Raw genomic sequence first — 21,485 nt, 5'->3', positions numbered from 1 at the left:
AATGAGATCAATGTAGGCATTATTTGTATCTGTGACGAGTTCAAAAATGTTTCTGGATTTAAGGAAAAATTGCCAATTCTGTTTCTGGATCGAAAAAGTGAAGTTTTTCTGGTGTTAAGGATAACCATAATTGTTCGCCCACATTTACTATCCTTTCTGGTGGGACTCGCACTTGCAAAGAATTACCAGAAGAAGTCACAGGTTGTTGGAAATTAGAACCGATAATTTTTGTAGATAGATAACTATCATTACCAAGGTTTTCTACTAATTCGACTTGTACTGGAAGATTTTTGGTAGCTGGAACACTCAAAATTAAATGTTCTGGACGGATGCCTAAAATCAAAGTGCGTCCGTCGTATTTTTGTAAGGTATTACCCCAAAATCCGGGTAAAGTGAGGCGAAAATCGCCGTTAGTAATTAATAAAGGCGCGTGAAATTGAATTGGAATAAAATTCATTGGCGGTGAACCAATGAATTCAGCGACAAACAGATTCGCGGGATGATTGTACAGTTCTAAGGGGTGGGCAACTTGCTGAATTTGACCTTGATTCAAAATTGTAATGCGATCGCCCATTGTCATCGCTTCTGTTTGATCGTGGGTAACGTAAATTGTCGTCGTTCCTAGCTGGCGTTGCAATTTGACGATTTGGGCGCGGGTTTCGGCGCGCAGTTTCGCATCTAGGTTAGAAAGGGGTTCATCCATAAGAAAAACTTGTGGATTACGTGCGATCGCCCTTCCTAAAGCTACCCGTTGTCTTTGTCCCCCAGATAATTGTTTGGGTAAACGATTTAACAACCCTTCAATTTGTAATAACTGGGCAACGTATTTTACCTGTTCATTTACTGCCCGTTCTTTCTCAGAAATATAACGTAGCCCCTTGGGTAAATTTCTTGTCACACCTACAAGGAGATTTTCACCAAATTTGGAATTGTCCCCATTCGTCAATTGTCGCCGTCTTAGTCCAAAAGCAATATTGTCATACACCGACATATGGGGGTAGAGGGCGTAGTTTTGAAACACCATAGCAATATCTCGTTCCTTGGGGGGGAGATCATTAACTAAGCGATCGCCTACCCAAATATTGCCTCCTGTCATTGCTTCCAAACCAGCAATTAACCGCAGCAATGTGCTTTTACCACAACCAGAAGGCCCCACCAGCACCATAAATTCACCATCTGCCACACTGAGGTTAATTCGTCGCAAAACATTTACACTCTCTCCAGCTTTTGAGGTGATTGTTTCCTTTTTATCCCCATTCAATACTAGTTGGGTTTGAGAAGTAACATTTTCTCCCCGACGAGGAGGAAAACTTTTATAAACGTTTTCTAAATTTACTTGCGTCACAGTATTTCAGCAATGGTCAATGGTCAATGGTCAATGGTCAATGGTCAATGGTCAAAAACTTTTGACTATGGACTCTTGACTTTGGACTAAAAGGCTTTAGCGCTCATGATACACGCTTGTAGTGGCTACGAAAAGTTAAAAAAATAGCTTTTACGATTGCAGCCACACTACCTTGGAAGAAAGCATATTGGGGAATTTTGTTATGGCTTCTCATCTTACCTCAAATTCTTCTCCTCAAGAGACGCCGACTCCTACCCATGACATTTTAGACGTACAAACTACAAATTGTTGCATTGTTGGTGGTGGTCCAGCAGGTGCTGTTCTTGCCTTACTGTTAGCGCGTCAAAGTATTGACGTCATGTTATTGGAAGCACACAAAGATTTTGACCGGGACTTTCGGGGAGACACCATTCACCCATCGGTGATGGAAATTATGGAGGAATTGGGCTTGGCTGAAAAGTTGTTACAACTTCCTCATGCTAAGATGCGCCAAATTAGTATTCGGACTCCAGAAACTAGTGTTACTTTAGCTGATTTTAGTCACCTCAAAACTCGTTATCCCTACATCACGATGCTTCCGCAAGTGAGATTTTTGGAGTTTATTACCGCCGAAGCCCAAAATTACCCAAATTTTCAGTTAATTATGGGTGCAAATGTCCAAGAATTGATAGAAGAAGATGGAGTAGTTCGGGGTGTGCGCTATCGTGGACATGGTGGTTGGCACGAAGTTAGAGCGATTTTGACGGTGGGTGCAGATGGACGCCACTCACGTTTACGTCAGTTGGGTGGTTTTGAATCTATCCAAACTTCACCACCAATGGATGTATTGTGGTTCCGTTTACCCAAACAACCAGAAGATTTTGAAGGGGGAATGGGGCGTATTGGTCGTGGTCATATTATTGCTATGCTCGATCGCGGCGATCAATGGCAAATGGCCTATGTGATTTCCAAGGGGGGATATCAAGAAATTCGTGCAGCTGGGATAGAAGCTTTGAGAAAGTCTATTGTTGAGATAGTACCGGAATTACAAGACCGCGTTCAAAATCTCCAAGATTGGTCACAGATTGCTTTCCTTTCAGTCGAATCCAGCCGCTTAGTCCGTTGGTATCGTCCTGGATTACTGTTGATTGGTGATGCTGCCCATATTATGTCTCCTGTTGGTGGAGTTGGTATCAATTATGCGATTCAAGATGCTGTTGTGACTGCTAACGTCTTGAGTCAACCACTGAAGCAAGGACATGTGGAATTACAGCAACTGGCGAAAGTACAACGTCAAAGAGAATTACCAACCCGCGTCATCCAAGCATTTCAGTCTTTTATCCAACAGCGCATATTTGCCCGTGTTCTCAACTCAAACCAGTTATTACAACTACCCGTTTGGTTACGTTTACCTTGGTTACGAGAGCTACCAGCAAAGTTAGTCGCCTACGGTCTTTTCCCTGCCCATGTCAAAATTTAAAAACATATGTGGTACTTTTGTACTAAAATATTGTAGCAACACATTCTTGGGTAAAGTAAAGACGCGATAAATCGCGTCTCTACAAGTGGTCTATTTGTTGCATTTTTTTAATTGGGATAACTTATTGACTTACATTGTTAATGTATCGGCTTGCATTGTTAATGTATCGGCTTACATTGTTAATGTATTGACTTACATTGTTAATGTATTGACTTACATTGTTAATGTATCGGCTTACATTGTTAATGTATCGGCTTACATTGTTAATGTATTGGCTTACATTGTTAATGTAGCCGTCTGTACGGTTTATTTAAGAACATCTTTATATTCAGGACTTACGCAAAAATTGCCAAAAAGCTTTACTTATTAAACCGCCCTACTCTACCTTGAAGTCACTACGTGTCTACCGTAAGGTAGGAAGCCAAGAATCGGTAGAGTGTGCGTAAGTGCTAATATTGACAGACCCAGATCCCCGACAACTTCTGCGGATGTAGCTGACCAATGAGTCTAATCCCTCACCCCAACGATTTTATAGGTTTTTCGAGACAACATTTATGGTGCGATCGCGTCCTGGAATAGCCTTGGCTTTTATGTTAAAACAGTCTCTAAGCCAAGATTAAGTCAGGGTAGTCATTGGTCATTGGTCATTGGTTATTGGGAAGACTTGTCTTTCCACATTCCCCACACTCCCGTGTCCAGAGTGTCCCTTCTACCCGTTTTTAATTTTTAACTTTTAATTTTTAATTGTTTTGTCCCTCTTTCCCCAACCCCCAATACCTACTTTCAAGGAGAATTTTAATGAACAGCTGTATTTTAATGGTAGAAATTGTTAAAGAACCAGAACTGCGTTTTACACCAGATGGATTGGAAATAACAGAAATGCTGGTGCAATTTTCTGGGTTGCGAGAAGGTGAACCAGCAGCAAACTTAAAAGTGGTAGGCTGGGGCAATATGGCTAAAGACATCCAGCAGAACTACCACATTGGCGATCGCATCCTTGTAGAAGGACGTTTAGGTATGCATACCATTGACCGTCCAGAAGGTTTTAAAGAAAAACGTGCGGAATTGACAGTACAAAAAATTTATCCTTTAGTTGCAAATTTCAACATGGGTGAGTCTCCTGTAACCACAGCATCACCCCCAGCACCAGTTTCAACTCCTCAAAAATCAGTTTCTAGTTACGAACCACCACTTCCAACAGCAACTCCAGCAACCAGTCATGCTGGTGTCGCTTCCCAAAATAATTACTCCCAACCTGTTCCCCAAACTTCAAAACCGGAACGTACTTCCTATCCTCCCACAGCCCCAAACCCAGAACCAGATGTTGACGACATTCCGTTTTAGGAGGGATCGGGGAAAGGGGAAAGGGGAAAGGGAATTGGGGATCGGGGATTGGGGATCGGGGAAAGGGAATTGGGGAAAGGGGAAAGGGAAACACAAGAGGGGGACAAGGAGGACAACTAATCAGTGAACAGTGAACAGTGAACAGTTTAATTTGATAACTGATAACTGATAACTGATAACTGATAACTGATAACTGATTCATTCCCGATCCCCTTTCCCCGATCCCCTACTTTCCCTAGTGAGTGTTAAGATCCTGTTTATTTTCAATTCCCGTTTAACCCCGACTTCCTATGAAAGAAACAGTCCTAGATGTTCGCAACTTACAGGTGGAATTTGCTGGCGATCGCAAAGTCATGAAAGCTGTAGATGGAATTTCTTTTCAATTGCATCGAGGTGAGACTCTAGGAATCGTAGGAGAGTCGGGGAGTGGAAAATCAGTCACAGCTTTAGCAGTGATGGGTTTGTTGCAGTCTCCGGGAAGAATAGCAGGTGGAGAAATTTGGTTTCGTGTTACTGAAAATAGTCAACCCATTAATTTGGTAGATTTGTCTCCTAAAGAAATACAACTACATCGGGGTGGCGATATCGCCATGATTTTTCAAGAACCGATGAGTTCACTCAATCCTGTGTATACCATTGGGTTTCAACTGACAGAAGCAATTTTACGACATCAGCATATTTCCGAAGCAGAAGCAAAACAATTAGCGATCGCAGGTCTGCAAGAAGTAAAATTGCTTCCCAGCGATGAAAAGATCCGACAGCAGTATATTGACACTTGGCAAAATTCAGCTTTTGGTTCATCCAGCTTAGACGAACAAAAGCTACTCAAGTTAGTCCAGCAACACAAAGAAACCATTCTCGAACGTTATCCTCATGAACTTTCAGGTGGTCAGTTGCAACGGGTAATGATTGCAATGGCTATTTCCTGCAACCCGTTGGTATTAATTGCTGATGAACCAACCACCGCTTTAGATGTAACGGTGCAAGCAACTATTATTGATTTGCTGCGAGAATTACAAGTTAGTCGCGACATGGCCTTGATTTTTATCAGCCATGACTTAGGCTTAATTGCCGAAGTTGCTGATACAGTTGCGGTGATGTACAGAGGTAAAATAGTTGAATTCGACGATGCTGCCACAATTTTTGCGAATCCTCAACATCCCTATACTAAAGGTTTAGTAGCTTGTCGCCCAACACTCAACCGTCATCCCCACAAACTATTGACTGTTTCCGACTACATGCACGTCGAGGAAATACCAACAACGGGAGAACTGGTGATTCAGGGAAAAGAACCCACCGAACCGCCAGACATCACACCTGAAGAAATAGCGCAAAGATTAGCAGATTTAGAAAACGAACAACCTCTACTGCAAGTCAAAGATCTCAAGGTTGGTTTTCCCATCAAAGGTATGTTTGGTGGTACAAAACGTTACTATATGGCCGTAAATGGAGTTTCTTTCGATGTTAAAAAAGGCGAAACTCTAGGATTGGTGGGAGAATCTGGTTGTGGCAAAACTACTTTAGGCAGAACTTTGCTACGCTTAATCGAACCGATGAGTGGTCAAATTCTCTTTGAGGGACGAGATATTACAACCCTCAAAGGAGAAGCATTGCAAAAACTACGACGGGAAATGCAAATAGTTTTTCAAAACCCGTTTAGTTCTCTTGATCCCCGGATGAAGATAGGGGATGCGATCATGGAACCGTTGCAGATTCACTCGATTGGTAATAAAAAGCAAGAAAGACAAAAACGCGCTGCTTATTTATTAGAACGAGTCGGTTTGAGTGCAGATGCAATTAACCGCTATCCTCATCAGTTTTCTGGTGGTCAACGCCAAAGAATTTGTATTGCTCGTTCTTTGGCTTTGAATCCTAAGTTTATTATTTGTGATGAATCGGTTTCAGCGTTGGATGTATCAGTACAGGCGCAAGTGCTAAATTTGCTCAAAGAATTGCAAAGTGAATTTGGGTTAACTTACATTTTCATTTCCCACGATTTAAGCGTGGTGAAATTTATGAGCGATCGCATTTTAGTCATGAATAACGGTGAAATTGTCGAGCAAGGTATCGCAGAAAAAATTTATCGCGAACCCAAACAAGAATATACACAAAAATTAATTGCTTCAATTCCTACTGGTAGTCGCGAACGAGTTCAACAACGCCAATTACATTAACCTAACCAATAAATCCACTCTTAGCTAGGTGAGCAAATAGTTCGATGCTAGTAAGGTGAAATAAGGCAGTGTATGTTAGGTAATTTCATCTGCGCTGCTAATAGGAGGAATCAATGCCTGGACACGATATAATCGTAGTCGGGACATCAGCAGGCGGAGTTGAAGCACTTACTCATCTGGTCAAAAATTTACCTCCAGACATCAAAGCTGCTATTCTCATCGTTCTTCACGTTCCCTCTCACGGTACAAGTGTATTGCCCCGCATCTTGAAGCGGGCTGGAAGTTTGCCAGTATCACATGTTAAAGATAGCGAAGCAATCTTACTAGGAAAAATCTATGTTGCTCCGCCAGATTATCACCTATTCGTAAAAAAAGGACACGTTCACTTATCTCGTGGAGCGAGAGAAAATAGCCATCGCCCAGCGATAGATCCGCTATTTCGTACCGCAGCGCGAGCCTACGGAAGGCGAGTTGTTGGTGTCATCTTAACAGGTGTGCTTGATGATGGTACTGCGGGATTAAAGGCAATAAAAATGCGAGGTGGTGTAGCGGTTGTTCAAGACCCCAATAATGCCATGTATCCAGGAATGCCACGTAGTGCGATTGAAAACGTATATGACATTGACTACATTCTGTCATTGGCGGAAATTCCAGGCGTCCTGGTAGAGCTAGCTAACACGGCTGTGGAAGAGGAAGAAAATTTCGTTTCTGAACAGATGAAATATGAATCGGACATCGCAGAAGTAGATATGGAAGCAATAAATAACGACAGCAGACCCGGAAAACCATCAGGTTTCGTCTGCCCAGAATGTGGTGGTGGTTTGTGGGAATTGCAAGAGGGAGATTTGTTGCGGTTCCGGTGTCGCACTGGTCATGCTTTCTCGGCGGAAACTCTCTTAGCAGAACAATCTGATGCTTTAGAGGATGCATTATGGATCGCCATAAGAGCATTGAAGGAAAAATCTTCTCTGGCGCGTCGTATGGCTGATCGCATGAGCGATCGCAATCACATTTTATCAGCCGAGCGATTGCGAAAAGAGGCTCAAGATTGCGATAACCGTGCTGCTGTGATTCGAGAAGCCCTACTCAAAAGCAATCGCCAGGAATTAGCACAATTCAACGAAGTTCCAAGTCCAGAGGAGCAATAAACGATCAATGACCAATAGCTACATAGTGGTAATGGTAGCTTCAGCAGGCGGACTTAAAGCTTTGAGGAAAATTTTATCCAGCTTACCCCCAGATTTTCCTGCTCCCATTGCTGTTGTTCAACATTTAGACCCCTACTATCCCAGTCAAATAGCCAAAATTCTCAATCGACACTGTTTTCTCACAGTTAAAGAAGCTGAAGCGGGTGATCAATTACAACCAGGTACGGTGTATATTGCTCCTCCCGACCATCATATATTAGTCAATATTGATGCAACTTTGTCGCTTTCGCAAGAGAAAAAAGTCCGTCATGTCCGCCCCGCAGGCGATGTACTGTTTCAGTCAGCAGCAACTAGTTTCCAACAATGGGCGATCGCTGTTGTCTTGACTGGGATGGATAGCGATGGCGCAGCTGGAGTACAGGCAATTAAAAAGATGAGTGGTACAGTAATTGCCCAAGATGAAGCCACTTCCGAGTACTTTAGTATGCCTCAAGCTGCTATCAAAACTGGGGTAGTTGATTTTATTTTGCCTTTGGAAGCGATCGCTAGTACTTTAGTTGATCTAATTAAAAAGTAACTTTATAAATATTTTGTAACTTCTAAAATAGAATTATTTTAATTAGAAAACTAAAACTATATTTTATATTTTTATAGATAAAAATTTGCCAATTAACTTGTAAAAATTTGTTTTTATCAAAATGCTCTAATACGCCCATTACTTATGAGTACCACGGATACTAATCCAGAACTAGAAAACCTTTTAGAATACATCAAACGCAACCGTGGTTTTGACTTTAGGGGCTACAAACGCACCAGTCTCAGCCGTCGGATAAAAAGACGTATGCAAACAATTGGTGTTGAAGATTACGATGAATATCTTGACTATCTGGAGGTACATCCAGACGAGTTTGTTGATTTGTTCAACACCATATTAATTAATGTCACAGGTTTCTTTCGAGATGCAGAAGCATGGGAATATATAGCAAGTGAAATCATTCCTCAGATTATTAGTAATAAACACCTCAGTCAACCTATTAGAGTATGGAGTGCGGGATGTGCTTCAGGGGAAGAAACTTATACCTTAGCTATGTTGCTGGCTGAAGCTGTTGGTATGGAACAGTACACAGCACGAGTGAAAGTCTTTGCAACTGATGTGGATTCTGAAGCCCTTGAATACGCTCGTCATGCAAACTATAGCCCCAAGGAAATCCAACCTATTTCTCCAGAGTTAGTAGAAAAGTATTTTGAGCGTGTAGGCGGTCGCTATGTCGTGCAGAAAGAATTGCGTCGCGGTGTAATTTTTGGTCGTCATGATTTAGTTCAAGATGCACCAATCTCCAGAATTGACATGTTAGTGTGTCGTAATACTCTGATGTATTTCAATTCTGAAACCCAAGCAAAAATTCTGGATCGCTTTCATTTTGCTCTGCACGATCACGGTTTTCTGTTTTTGGGTAAAGCAGAAATGCTATTTTCCCGTAATCACTCTTTTACACCTTTGGATTTGCGACGCCGTGTATTTACAAAGGTACCAAACGGAAACCGCCGCGACCTATTGTTGAACATCACACATTTGAATACTCAGCAATCCACATCGGAGATTGTTGACCCTATGAGCCGTATTCATCAAGCCGCTTTCGAGATCGATCTGATCGCTCAAGTGATAGTGAATACTCACAATCATTTGGTGCTAGCTAACGAACAAGCGCGTAGTTTATTTAATCTCAATCCTAGAGATCTTGGTCGTCCCCTGCAAGACTTAGAAATTTCTTACCGACCAGTGGAATTGCGATCGCGCATTGAGCAAGTTAGCACCAACCGTCGTGCTGTAGTTTTGAAAGATATCGAGTGGTCAATTACCGAACTAGAAACTAGATATTTCGACGTTCAAGTCATACCTCTGCTAGACAATAAAGGCGATGAATTCTTGGGTGTAAAAATCGTCTTTACCGACGTTACCCGCTTCAAACAATTACAAAACGATCTAGTACACGCGAACCAAGAACTAGAAACAGCTTACGAAGAACTCCAATCTACTAACGAAGAACTAGAAACCACCAACGAAGAACTCCAATCTACAGTCGAAGAACTCGAAACCACCAACGAAGAACTCCAATCCACCAATGAAGAATTGGAGACAATGAACGAAGAACTCCAATCCACCAACGAAGAACTCCACGCGCTCAACGACGAAATGCGTCAGCGTAGTGATGAACTCGTTCAAGTCAACACTTTTTTAGAATCGATTTTGGCTGGTTTGCACAGCGGTGTGGCCGTTCTCAATCAAGACCTACACATCCAAATTTGGAACTATCGCGCCGAAGACTTCTGGGGTGTCCGCGCTGATGAAGTGAAAGATAAACACTTCCTGAATCTGGACATTGGTTTACCAGTTCAACAACTCCGTCAGCCCATCCGCGCCTGTTTATTAGGAGAGTCGCCAGAGATAGAACTGACACTAGAAGCCACAAATCGACGTGGTAAAGCAATTTTGTGCAAAATTTCCTGTACACCTCTACGTGCTTCGACCACACGAGATATTCAAGGGGTAATCTTGTTAATGGAGGAAATTGACAAAAACGAATAAGTAAGTCGGCCCAACAAAAGTTTATTAGTTGGGGTCGTCATTGGTCATTGGTCATTGGTCATTAGACCTCTTGCAAAAGTCGAATGAACCCCCCTCAATCCCCCCGCGAACGGGGGGAAGATTTAGTTCCCTCCCCGTAAACGGGGAGGGTTAGGGTGGGGTAAAAATATTTTTGCAAGAGGTCTATTGGTCATTTGTCATTGGTCTTGGTAGAGTCTCAATCTCATACTTTAGAAACTGTTTTTTATCATTCGCTAAGAAGATATAAAAGCAATTATATATATGTCACTGTTGATCAATTGAAAGGCGTACATATCTTTTAAAGATGAGGTTGCTTGTAAAAATTGCATTGATTTCCAAATTAAAATTGATGAGCAATATTTAAACTTTTGGAGGATCAAATTTTGCCATAATTTATAACGGGCGGGGGGTGAGAAGCTGCCAAAACCCAATTAGTATGTTAAATAAAGTGACAAAAATTAGAGCTTTCGGTTTGTAATTAAAATTTTGCAAGCATGAAGTTAAAAAAAGCTTAAATCTTCTTTACACACTCAAACCAGATTTAATACAGGGGCAAATTTTGTTAAATAATTAATCTTAGAAGCTATGATTCTCTTATTGCAAGATCTGCCATCGAAAATTCCCAGGACTTACGCAAAACATAACGAAAGTAGAGGTAATTCATGAATTACCTCTACGCAAGAATAAAGTTTTCGGTCACATCTTGCGTAAGTCCTGATTCCATCAAAAAACTTTAACAAATTTTTTTAACTCAATTTACTTGAATATGCCAACATTACTTACCTCTTTCTCCCCGAATTTCATTAATAAATCAGTTTCACCAGAAAAATTTAATACCTCAGAGTCTTTTATTTAGCATTTATAATGCTAATTAATCTGATAATTTTACATAGTTTAATTAAAAAATAGGAAACCAGCAAGAACCACTAGGAGTTTCAGTTGTGAATGCCTCCGAATTTACACAACAAATAAAGGCTGTGCGTCAACGTGCTGATGTGCTAAAAAATAATGCCAAAACTTCAGAATTACTGCCATCAGAAATTCTGCATGATTCTCTTGAGGAGCTTAACACAGCATTAGAAGAACTCAGAGTAGCAGAAGAAGAAATACGCCAACAGAATGAAGAATTAAAAAATACTCGATATGCCTTGGAAGTAGAACGTCAACGCTACAAAGAACTATTTGATTTTGCCCCAGATGCCTATTTATTAACTAATACTGAAGGGAAAGTATTAGAAGCAAATCGCACTGCTACTAGTTTATTTAAAATATCACAAAAATACATCAAAGGCAAATTACTAATCAATTTTGTTCCCGAAAATCAGCGTCGTGCGTTTCGTTTCCAGCTAATTCGTTTGCAGCAGTTCAAACAAATTCAAGATTGGGAAATTCATATGCAAACACGTGAGGGAAATGAATTTCATGCTGCTATTAGTGTAACTATGGTATGCGATCGCGAGGGTAATCCTCAAGGTTGGCGTTGGTTAATTAGGGATATTACCGCCCGTAAGCAAGCAGAAGAACAGTTACAGGCGATTAGAAATGAAAATTTGCAATTACAAGAAACTACAAGGCTCAAATCACAGTTTTTGGCGGTAATGTCTCATGAACTGCGTACCCCAATGAATGCGATTTTGGGCTTTTCCCAACTACTGCTACGTCACCCGTACAATCAGTTTCCACCGCAGGCAAGAAGTATGGTAGAACGTATTTTATCCAGTGCTAGACGCCTGCTAGTGCTGATTGAGGATATACTAGATTTCTCTAAGCTGGAAGCTGGACGGCTGGAGTTGAATCTGGAAGAATTTAATTTGGTTGAATTGGTAACAACAACAGTTCAAGAATTACATTGTTTAGCCCAGCAGAAAAATATTACTATAGATGTTTATATTAACCTCACAGATACTCAAATTATTAATGATAGCGATCGCGTTCGCCAAATTCTAGTTAATTTGCTTTCCAATGCGATTAAATTCACGGATGTAGGTAATGTAAATGTTGAAGTCTTAGAAATTCAAGACAGAGTAATGCTAATCATCAAAGATACAGGTATAGGCATTAGTGAAATTGATTTAAAGAATATTTTCCAAGAATTTCGGCAAGTGAACCAATGTCTCACACGCAAACACGGTGGTACTGGTTTGGGACTAGCAATTGTAGACCAATTAGTTCGCTTGATGAAAGGTAGTGTTACTGTGGAAAGTAAAATCGCCGAAGGTTCCACTTTTCGTGTTGAGTTACCAAGGGTCATTCAGAACAATCATCCATGAGAAGTAATTCATAATTCATAATTTTTGATTATGAATTATGAATTATAAATTATATTCGCAGTTGCCCGATTGTAGTTGAGTAATTCTGTTCAATGGGGTTTAAATCAGTTTGCAATTGTATTGGTAATCCTCGAATAAGTTCCCGAATCACATCTGTTGCTGGTCTTCCAGTTTGTTGACAGTATCGTTCCAGCTTTTCGGCTTCACCTGAAGCTAGGTTCAGTGTGATTCGCTTGGTTGCCCATTTTTTGTTCATCATTACTGAGTATTTACCTAAATTTTTTTGTTGGGTTCAGAAATAAGTAGATGAACATAAACAAACAAAAGTTTCTAGTAATGAGTAAAATTTGCACTTACTACAAACTAAAAATATCATATCTTTCACGTTGAATTATGTCCATATACTGAGTAAATAAAGAAATGGAAGACCAGCCTCTTTTAAGGGATACCCTATAAAGGCGTCGCTAAGCCAAAAAGAAATTATTGAATTCTCTCATCCACTAGTTGCACCCCAAAAATGCAGGCTGGTTTGTGTTATCGGAACCAATAAAGGCTTCTATGATGTTGTTCTTTTTAAGAAATTACTGTTTTGAAGGCTTGATTTACATATGTCTAAAGTATAAATCCCATGTTAATTTTTTAAGTAATTACCGCTACAAGATTGTGAAAAAAAGTAGCAAAAACTATCAATGAATACATATTTGAGCAAATTTTGAACAATCTCAAATACTATTGATAATTTGTTTACTTATTCACCTTGTGAGCTATCCTTAATTTCGCAGAACGAGAACGAGGATTATTGACTATTTCTTCTTCTTGTGCAGTAATTGGCTTTTTTGTCAAAACTTGCAAAAAAGGTGAGTTCCTCAGACCATGTTTAACCAAACGGTCTTCCAAGCTATGAAAACTGATAATCGCAATTCTGCCACCAGGTACAAGTGCCTGTGGTGCTTTGGCTATTAAGGTTTCTAAAGACTTTAACTCGTCGTTGACCACAATTCGCAGCGCTTGGAAAACACGAGTCGCAGGATTAATTCTGCCATAACGGTATTTAGGCGGAACACTGTAGGCTATAGCCTGTGCTAACTGTGTAGTCGTCTCAAACGGACGCTGTTCGACAATGCGTTTAGCAATGCGCCGTGAGAGTCTTTCTTCTCCGTATTTAAAAAAAATATCTGCTAATTCAGCTTCATCCCAATCATTAATCACATCTGCTGCTGTCAGAGATTGTTGTTTATTCATTCGCATATCCAAATTAGCTTCATGGCGAAAGCTAAAACCCCTGTTTGCTGTGTCCAGATGGTAAGAACTCACTCCCAAATCAGCGAGAATACCAGCGAAACTACTAGATGGAAATTCGTAAGCAGCAAAATTACTGTGGATGAATGTCACACGTTCTCCAAACTCAGCTAATTCCTTCTGTGCCGCCGCCAAAGCATCCTCATCTTGGTCAACAGCAGTGACTCGCACATCGGTTGCAGCTTCTAAAATTAGACGAGTGTGACCTCCACCTCCCACTGTTGCATCTAAATAATGTCCACTAGGACATACCGCTAAACCCTCAATCACTGCTTGAGGTAAGACAGGAATATGAGAAAAAGTCGGTTCTTCAGTATCTATAGGTTCAGTGGAAGGGGAATTCATATGGACTGGTGCGGGAATAGGCATAAAAAAAAACAAAAGTTTCATTATCTGAGGAAGTGGCGTATTGTCAAAAATGGATGACAAAGCAGGAATTTGAGTTCTTATTACTTCCAAAGTTAACGATAACCATAACGTTAGCCTAAACCAACTTTTCAAGAACAGTAGATGATTTGTAATCTAACTTACATTTTATGTAAAGCTTACCTGTTCTTAAACTTTGAATATTACATTAACCAAGTACCACATAATCGTATTTGTCATCTAAACAGTGGCTTGTGTAGTTCATTGTCAGCGTAGGTATGGTTTACCACAAGCTCTAGCTGATGGTAAATGCTTGTCTCAGGGGCATCGTAGCGTAGCTTGCTTACCGCAAGGTACCCCATCGACAAGCGCGGGGAGTTAATGTATCCCGACGCTGATGCTGCTTCGCATACAGCGCGGGACTGATAGCTCCCTGAACCCCTGATTAGTTAATTCCTGTGAAGTATTCTTGCAAACTCGTGAAGTTTCAACTTACTGGGATTAGTTTACAAAGACGAGTGATACGTCTCCCGATTTTGCGGTTGTTATCATTGCTATAAGCAAAATTATTTGATAATAATTCTCAATTAATATAGAATGCAATAATAATTAATCAAGAATTAAGCAATTAACAGCACATTTGATTAATTTTGCTGCGTCTTTACAAGTAAACTTTGTAGTAAGCACTTAATTCACGCCTTCAAATTAACTTAACAGATTAGTTACAAAAGTACAAAGTTTACCAAACAACGTTTTTTATTAACTTTATATACGCAAGCAAATTTGTATGACATACAACCCTAAAATCATCACTAAGCGATGGAGAATCAATCAACTGCATGGTTATAAGCCATATTACAAAAATTATTTTCGGAGTAATTTATATGTATTTTGTTTCAAAATCTAGCAAGCATTTTTGAGGTTACAAAAATTTATCACCTCTGACACCTATCTTTTGGTCTAAATTTATGATTTTTAATACTAACTAGTTTGGCTTGCCAATTTTTCATGACTTTTGCTAAGAGTTTACGTCTGTGGCAAATAACATATGACACAGCCACTAACTTTTAGTTACCTATCTAATTTCTTTAACTTGATCATAATCCTAACCCAACAACACCAATGGTTTATTCTAGCAGTCGCACACAAAACCCAATTGCATCACATAAGTCTAGCTTATCATCAAATTTACCCCAAAGAATCTTTACTCGCAGAGAAGTGATACCAGTTCGTAATGATGTGTTATGGCGAGTCGAGCGTGGAGCAGTGCGTACCTTGACATGGAGTGAAGATGGAACATTCATTACTTTGGGTTATTGGGGACCAGGGGATTTAATTGGTTATCCTCTTTCTAGAGTCAAGCCTTACCAAATAGAATGTTTAACCAGTGTGGAAGTCAGTGTAGTGCCACCGCATCATTGGAATCAAGATGTTAATGCTCTCATCACTCATATTCAACAAGCAGAGGAACTTTTAAGCATTGTACATAGAAAACCAATTTCTCTACGTTTGTGGCAATTTTTGGTTTGGTTAAGTGAAAAATTTGGCCGGGATGTAGAACAAGGTAAGCTGATTGAACTCAACGTGACTCATCAAGAAATGGCAGAAGTATTAAATACAACAAGAGTCACAGTAACTCGCCTTCTGCAACAATTTGAGGAAGAAGGTAATCTGTTACGTCATAAACGCAGAATTATTTTATGTTTACCAAATAAAGTAATGAAATAACTATTAAAAATAGCGGTCGGTACTTGCGTTAATCACCGCTTTTTTTGGTACAATTGTTACTGAAAATCATGGTTCAAAACTCAAGTAAATTTAATTAAGAATTTCTTTGAGCAAATATACCATGATTGAACCAGTAGGTGTGAGTGAGACTAACAAAATGACAAAACCATTCTGGAATGCCCTAAAGCTGGGTCCGCTTGTTTTTGCGGCCACATTATTTGCAGCCAATAACGCCTTTGCAGCAGAAGTAAACCAAGAAATTAGTCAAGATGTGACTTCTGTATCTCGGTTATCCCAAGGATCAACTGAGGGCATGAGCCAAGTAACATCTGTTTCTCAGTTTTCTGACGTACAGCCTACAGACTGGGCATTTCAAGCATTGCAGTCTTTAGTAGAGCGCTACGGTTGTATTGCAGGTTATCCCAACGGTACTTACCGTGGGAACCGTCCCATGACCCGTTATGAATTTGCCGCAGGTTTGAATGCTTGTTTGGATCGGGTTAATGAACTGATTGCTACAGCAACAGCTGAATTGGTAACAAAGGAAGACTTGGCTACCCTACAGCGTTTGCAAGAAGAATTTTCTGCGGAACTAGCTACTTTGCGCGGTCGTGTAGACGCTTTGGAAGCTCGCACTGCTGAGTTGGAAGCAAATCAGTTTTCCACTACTACAAAGTTAGTTGGGGAAGCTATCTTCAACTTCGGTGCAGGTTTTGGAGATGAGAAAGCTGACGGTACTGGTGATGATGTAGATGACAATTTTACTTTCTCAAACCGGGTTCGCCTAAGTTTGAACAGTAGCTTCATCGGCACAGACCAATTGCAAATTCGTTTACAGGCTGGCAATGTACCTAACTTTGGAACAGCAACCGGTACTAACATGGCGCGCCTCGCCTATGACAATAACACTAGCAATGAAGTTCAAATCGATAAAATCAACTACGCTTTCAACCTCAGTGATTCTATTCGTATCAAAGTAGACGCCAATAACGGTGAATTCTTTGAAAACGTTCCTAACTTCTCTGAATTTGCTAGTTCAGGAAAAGGTGCGATTTCCCGCTATGGTCGCTTCAGCCCCATTTACCGCCAAGGTTCCGGTGGTGCAGGTATAACCGTTAATTTTAAACCTGAAGGATCTGCTTTCAGTGCGTCTGTGGGTTATCTAGCTGGTGGAAATAATAACGTAGCTAGTAGTCCTCTTGATGGAGCAGGTCTATTTGATGGTAATTATGCAGCCCTTGCTCAACTTGGTTTCCAACCAAATGGAGCATTCAATGTTGGTTTGACTTACGCCCGTAGTTATCAAAATAGTGTTGGCGGTGTTAGCCTGTTTGGAGCTACAGGTAGTGGAAATGCCAACCAACCTTTTGGTAATGTTGCTACTGCTGCAAACCACTACGGTGCAGAACTTAACTTCAAGCCCAGTTCTAAGTTGACTGTTGGTGGTTGGGCTGGTTTCACCAACGCGGAAGCTAAGAGTGGTCCTAATGAAGGTGACAATGCGGATGCTTTCTATTGGATGGCGAACGTAGCTTTCAAAGACTTCGGTAAAGAAGGTAACTTACTTGGTTTTCAGTTTGGTCAACCACCTAAAGTTACCGATAATGATATCGATGCGCGTGAAGATGATGACAATTCTTACCACATAGAAGCACTCTATCGTTACCAGTTGAACGACAATATCGCTTTCACTCCTGGTTTGCTGGTCATCTTAAATCCTGAGCATAATGACAACAACGAGACAGTTTATGTTGGTACACTTCGTACCACCTTCACTTTCTAATTAGTTGTTATAGCTTTCTTAAATTATTCCTGAGATAGAAGATCCCCGACTTCTCCTGCGAAGTCGGGGATTTAAATCAAAGGCATAACACAAATTTGGGATTTTGTTGATTGTTGATTGTTGATGATTTTTCTATAAACTACTAACCACTAACCACCATACTGCCAACCTGTTGTTTCCAGTAGTATCTGTTTACCTTCACGATGTACACCAGCAGCTATCACTTCACCTATAAATACAGTATGATCGCCTTTCATCACTGCATCAACAACTTGACATTCAATATACCCCAAAGAATCGGAAATAATCGGACAACCTGTTTCGCTTAGATAAAATTCTACATCCTCAAATTTATTGCCCACACGACGCATTTGTTTGAAGAACTTTTGTGCTAAGTCTTTTTGTCCTTCTTCCAAGAAGCTAATTGTAAATACCCCACTGTTTTTAATCATCTGATGAGAAATAGACTTTTGGTTGACACAATTTACAACTAATGGGGGTTTAAATGAGGACTGCATTAACCAGCTAGCTGTGAAACCATTGATTTGTTCCCCATCTTTAACACCACAGATATAGAGTCCGTGGGGTATTTTCAACAGCATGGTTTTTTTTGCCTGTTCGTCAAGCATCGGTTAATCTACCTAATATTTTTTCTACACTGCTAAGTCTAACGAACAGAAGCAACTGTAGTACAGGTATATTTTTATGAAGAGAATAAACCTCTTGCCAAAGGTATAATTGATGTGAATTGGGGTGCATCTTTAGGGTAAAGGGGAAAAGATTTTTCAATTCCCCTTACTCTTCCCCATTCACATATCCCTCAAGTTTCAACCAGAAGTTTTATTATTCTTGAGGACGAAATAGATGAGTATGTTCAGGATGATATAGGCGCGATCGCCCAATACCTTGTTTGAGTGCAGAGCTAATCACATAGAGTGTGGTACGGGTTAAATTCTCTTGATGAGTACAATCAGCCATTTTGTCAAGAGAAATCACCAAAATTTTTTCATCAGGCCAGCCCAGACGATAGCAAATAGCCACAGGTGTGTCAGGTGGGTAATGTTCTAATAATTTAGCTTGGGCTGCTTCGATGTGACGCGCACTCAGGTAAAGGCACAAACTAGCTTGATGTGCAGCTAAAGAACTTAATTCTTCTTTTGTGGGAACCTCTGTGCGTCCGCTAATTCGTGTCAGGATAATTGTTTGGACTAAACCAGGAACCGTGAGTTCTACTTTCAGTTTCGCAGCAGCAACCTGAAAAGCACTAATACCAGGTATAACTTCAAAAGGGATTTCTGCTTCAGCTAAAAACTGCATTTGTTCCTGAATCGCACTATAGAGACTAGGATCACCAGAATGAAGACGGACAACAGACTGGTGCGATCGCACTCGTTCTATCATCAGTGGCAAAATCTCTTCTAAAGTCTTGTTCGCAGTTGGAATAATCTCTGCATCTTGGCGACAGAATTGCAAAATTTGTTGAGGCACTAAAGAATCAGCAAATAAAATTACATCAGCAGCCATCAAGATTTTTTGCGCTTTAATGGTTAAAAGTTCAGGATCTCCAGGACCTGCTCCGACAATATACACACATGAATTTAATTTTAACAAGTTATTTTTATTACTTAAATTCATAGGTAAATTATGCATAAAATAATCAGATAAATCATAAAAAAAATTTTTTTTGAGATTTTCTCAGTATCTTTCCGGATCGACTCTCCCTATCTAGTAGATATGAATGGTAGATGCACCCTGGTTAAGCCCTAGAGAAAACTCTGGGGCATTTTTTATTTTTAATCATTGGTCAAGTGTCATTGGTCATTGGTAGAGACGCGATGTTCCTCGCGTCTGTACAATAGTCATTGGTCATTGGTCATTATTAGAAACGCGATATTCCTCGCGTCTGTACAATAGTCATGAGTCGTTGAGCATCGGGAACAGACGCGGTGACAAGGAAGAGCGGTAGACGCGGTGAATCTATGAAAAATATTCGACCTGTCCCCACCTCCCCTTGTCCCCGATCCCCGATCCCCGATCCCCAATCCCCAATCCCCGATCCCCTCACTCTTGAGAAGTCGAAACTACATCTGGTAATGGACGTTTAGTAATATATAGCCAAGCTAAACCACTCAACCCCAAAATAATGCCGATTAAACTAACCACTTGTGCTATTCGCAAAGGTCCAAGCATTAAGCTATCTGTTCGCAAACCTTCAATCCACAAGCGCCCCAAACTGTAAGTTACCAAGTAAACCATAAATAGCGTACCTGTTTTTGAACGTGGTTTACCTCGCAAAGCTCTAAAAAACAATATCATCAGTAAGGCAAATACCATTAAATTCCACACTGATTCATACAGAAAGGTGGGATGAAAATATTCAAAATTAGCTAATTCTGGTGGACGGCGTTCTGGCGGAATATAAAGTTTCCAGGGTAAATTGGTGGGCGCGCCAAACGCTTCTGAATTAAAGAAATTTCCCCAACGTCCGATCGCTTGCCCTAAAATTAGCGAAGGAGACACTAAGTCTGCCAATAGCCAAAAAGATATCCCCTTGATTTTGGCAAAGATTAAAGCTGCTAACAGACCTCCCAGAATCGCCCCATGAATAGCAATACCCCCTTGCCAAATGGCGATAATCCGCTCCGGATGTTGAGCGTATTCTGGCCATTCAAACAAAACGTAATACAGTCTGGCTGCTGGAATCGCCCCAATAACTAGCCAAATTGACAAATCGCTCAATAACTCTGGATTCACATTACGGCGTTTTGCTAAGTACTGCGAAAGAGTCACGCCAAGTAAGACTGCTGAAGCAATTAACAAACCATACCAACGAATAGTGATTGGCCCTAGTTTGACAAATATCGGGCCAGGAGATGTAAATAGAAACGCCAAGGGCAAAGCGGAAATATCCAATGCCATGCAGAAGTACCTAAAAAACTTGGAATTTAAAGTATAGAGTTTTAAATGGTTGGTGGTTAGTTCTTTGTTGATGGTTGTTTGCTGATGGTTAGGACAAATAACTACCAACAAACAACGGACAACTACTAACTACTAAAACTACAGCTTAGATTCTAAGTCTTAATTAGCTCGATCAGAGAGGAAAAAACTTTTTCCCAGTGTTTGGTTTATGGCTTGCGCGTCTTGATCAAAAAAAGTTTGGCGATCGCCGTTGCTCCAAGTAATGCGACAACTAATATGAGAATAAATCTATCTGTCGCAATCATTTTTCAAATTCCGGTCACTCGATTTTGGATTTTGGAGTTGGCTTTTGTGGTCTGATGGGAGGAACTATCTCAAACTCAAAAGTAGCAATACTGCGATCGCCAATATAGACTTCTATTTTATGCTTACCCATAGGATCACCGTTGGCGATCGTCCAAGAGTTCTTGATCAGACCATCTTTGATTTTATCTGTGCGTTGAATATTTGCTGCTCTACCATCAGGTGACAATGAGAAATTTTCAGTGTTACTTGTAGCCCAACTTTCAGGAGGTTTTGGCAACTGAAGAACTTCTCGCCATGTTACCTCACCTTTGTAGTCCTTAAGTTGAATCCGCCAACCATATGCAACTCCCTCTTGAAATGGCACTTTTTTTGTGGGGATGAGGGTAGTCTCCCCACCTTTTTCAACCCTGAGAACCCCAAATTCTGCTTTACTGACAATAATTGGTTTCGCAATTGTAGAATTTTGTGCTTGTCTACTGGGAAGCTTGAGTGCTTCTACACCCATAACTGGTGATATCAGCCAAGACAAAGCCAATCCAATGCTACAAGCCCAAACTCTCGGTTGCATAATTTTTGTAGTATAGAATGATATTTATTCATATATAAGCAACCTCTTTTTTTCAGATAAATAATTAACACTTTTTGTGTATCAAAAAATTTTTAATTACCTAGCTTATCGACCTGCATTGCGAATGTATCGACCTGCATTGTGAATGTATCGACCTGCATTGTGAAT

The 21,485-nt window shown here is 40.4% G+C and carries 16 protein-coding genes; 9 read left to right on the top strand and 7 right to left on the bottom strand.

Going from position 1 to position 21,485, the window contains the following annotated elements; translation table 11 throughout:
- Positions 1 to 58: 58 nt before the first annotated feature.
- Positions 59 to 1,345 carry an ABC transporter ATP-binding protein gene (locus B4U84_RS01565; RefSeq protein WP_131115174.1) on the bottom strand — a complete coding sequence of 429 codons (1,287 nt, stop codon included), beginning with the start codon at positions 1,343 to 1,345 and terminating at the stop codon, positions 59 to 61.
- Positions 1,346 to 1,547: 202 nt separating this feature from the next.
- Here B4U84_RS01565 and B4U84_RS01560 point away from each other — a divergent pair, with 202 nt between their 5' ends.
- The 7 genes from B4U84_RS01560 to B4U84_RS01530 all read left to right on the top strand — a co-directional run bounded on the left by B4U84_RS01560 (position 1,548) and on the right by B4U84_RS01530 (position 12,348).
- The gene (locus B4U84_RS01560; RefSeq protein WP_131115172.1) at positions 1,548 to 2,804 is read left to right on the top strand and encodes an FAD-dependent oxidoreductase; all 1,257 of its coding nucleotides are present in this window, start codon (positions 1,548 to 1,550) and stop codon (positions 2,802 to 2,804) included.
- A gap of 798 nt (positions 2,805 to 3,602) precedes the next feature.
- Positions 3,603 to 4,148, top strand: a complete 546-nt coding sequence (locus B4U84_RS01555) for a single-stranded DNA-binding protein (RefSeq protein WP_131115170.1) — start codon at positions 3,603 to 3,605, stop codon at positions 4,146 to 4,148.
- 290 nt (positions 4,149 to 4,438) lie between these two features.
- Positions 4,439 to 6,322, top strand: a complete 1,884-nt coding sequence (locus B4U84_RS01550; protein ID WP_131115168.1) for an ABC transporter ATP-binding protein — start codon at positions 4,439 to 4,441, stop codon at positions 6,320 to 6,322.
- A gap of 113 nt (positions 6,323 to 6,435) precedes the next feature.
- A complete protein-coding gene (locus B4U84_RS01545; RefSeq protein ID WP_131115166.1) occupies positions 6,436 to 7,470 on the top strand; it encodes a chemotaxis protein CheB in 1,035 nt (344 codons plus the stop codon).
- A 7-nt stretch (positions 7,471 to 7,477) separates the two neighbouring features.
- On the top strand, positions 7,478 to 8,047 hold the full coding sequence (locus B4U84_RS01540; protein ID WP_131115164.1) for a chemotaxis protein CheB: 570 nt from the start codon (positions 7,478 to 7,480) through the stop codon (positions 8,045 to 8,047).
- A gap of 144 nt (positions 8,048 to 8,191) precedes the next feature.
- Positions 8,192 to 10,057 carry a CheR family methyltransferase gene (locus B4U84_RS01535; protein WP_131115162.1) on the top strand — a complete coding sequence of 622 codons (1,866 nt, stop codon included), beginning with the start codon at positions 8,192 to 8,194 and terminating at the stop codon, positions 10,055 to 10,057.
- A 962-nt stretch (positions 10,058 to 11,019) separates the two neighbouring features.
- Positions 11,020 to 12,348 (top strand): sensor histidine kinase, encoded by a 1,329-nt coding sequence (locus B4U84_RS01530; RefSeq protein WP_131115160.1) that lies wholly within the window; start codon positions 11,020 to 11,022, stop codon positions 12,346 to 12,348.
- 49 nt (positions 12,349 to 12,397) lie between these two features.
- Here B4U84_RS01530 and B4U84_RS01525 read toward each other — a convergent pair whose 3' ends face one another.
- Positions 12,398 to 12,607, bottom strand: a complete 210-nt coding sequence (locus tag B4U84_RS01525; protein WP_196797834.1) for a CopG family transcriptional regulator — start codon at positions 12,605 to 12,607, stop codon at positions 12,398 to 12,400.
- 485 nt (positions 12,608 to 13,092) lie between these two features.
- Positions 13,093 to 13,992 carry a 16S rRNA (cytosine(1402)-N(4))-methyltransferase RsmH gene (rsmH, locus tag B4U84_RS01520; RefSeq protein ID WP_131115158.1) on the bottom strand — a complete coding sequence of 300 codons (900 nt, stop codon included), beginning with the start codon at positions 13,990 to 13,992 and terminating at the stop codon, positions 13,093 to 13,095.
- A 1,143-nt stretch (positions 13,993 to 15,135) separates the two neighbouring features.
- Here rsmH and B4U84_RS01515 point away from each other — a divergent pair.
- Positions 15,136 to 15,741, top strand: coding sequence for a Crp/Fnr family transcriptional regulator (locus tag B4U84_RS01515; RefSeq protein WP_131115156.1), 606 nt, complete (start codon positions 15,136 to 15,138; stop codon positions 15,739 to 15,741).
- A 157-nt stretch (positions 15,742 to 15,898) separates the two neighbouring features.
- On the top strand, positions 15,899 to 17,524 hold the full coding sequence (locus tag B4U84_RS01510; RefSeq protein WP_131118655.1) for an iron uptake porin: 1,626 nt from the start codon (positions 15,899 to 15,901) through the stop codon (positions 17,522 to 17,524).
- 149 nt (positions 17,525 to 17,673) lie between these two features.
- Here the strand turns inward: B4U84_RS01510 and B4U84_RS01505 are convergent, their stop codons facing one another.
- The 4 genes from B4U84_RS01505 to B4U84_RS01485 all read right to left on the bottom strand — a co-directional run bounded on the left by B4U84_RS01505 (position 17,674) and on the right by B4U84_RS01485 (position 21,317).
- Complete coding sequence (locus B4U84_RS01505; protein ID WP_131115154.1) at positions 17,674 to 18,153, bottom strand: flavin reductase family protein; 480 nt, start codon at positions 18,151 to 18,153, stop codon at positions 17,674 to 17,676.
- 214 nt (positions 18,154 to 18,367) lie between these two features.
- Positions 18,368 to 19,174, bottom strand: a complete 807-nt coding sequence (cobM, locus tag B4U84_RS01500; RefSeq protein ID WP_131115152.1) for a precorrin-4 C(11)-methyltransferase — start codon at positions 19,172 to 19,174, stop codon at positions 18,368 to 18,370.
- Positions 19,175 to 19,585: 411 nt separating this feature from the next.
- Entirely contained in the window at positions 19,586 to 20,443 is an 858-nt protein-coding gene (lgt, locus tag B4U84_RS01490) for a prolipoprotein diacylglyceryl transferase (protein WP_131115147.1), read from the bottom strand.
- A 319-nt stretch (positions 20,444 to 20,762) separates the two neighbouring features.
- Positions 20,763 to 21,317, bottom strand: coding sequence for a PM0630 family protein (locus B4U84_RS01485; RefSeq protein WP_044450324.1), 555 nt, complete (start codon positions 21,315 to 21,317; stop codon positions 20,763 to 20,765).
- Between the last annotated feature and the right edge of the window lie 168 nt (positions 21,318 to 21,485).

The organism is Westiellopsis prolifica IICB1, assembly GCF_004323185.1.
GTDB classification, from domain to species: domain Bacteria; phylum Cyanobacteriota; class Cyanobacteriia; order Cyanobacteriales; family Nostocaceae; genus Pelatocladus; species Pelatocladus prolificus_A.
Note: the sequence above shows the minus strand (reverse complement) of the source record. Positions and strands in the feature narration are given on the sequence as shown.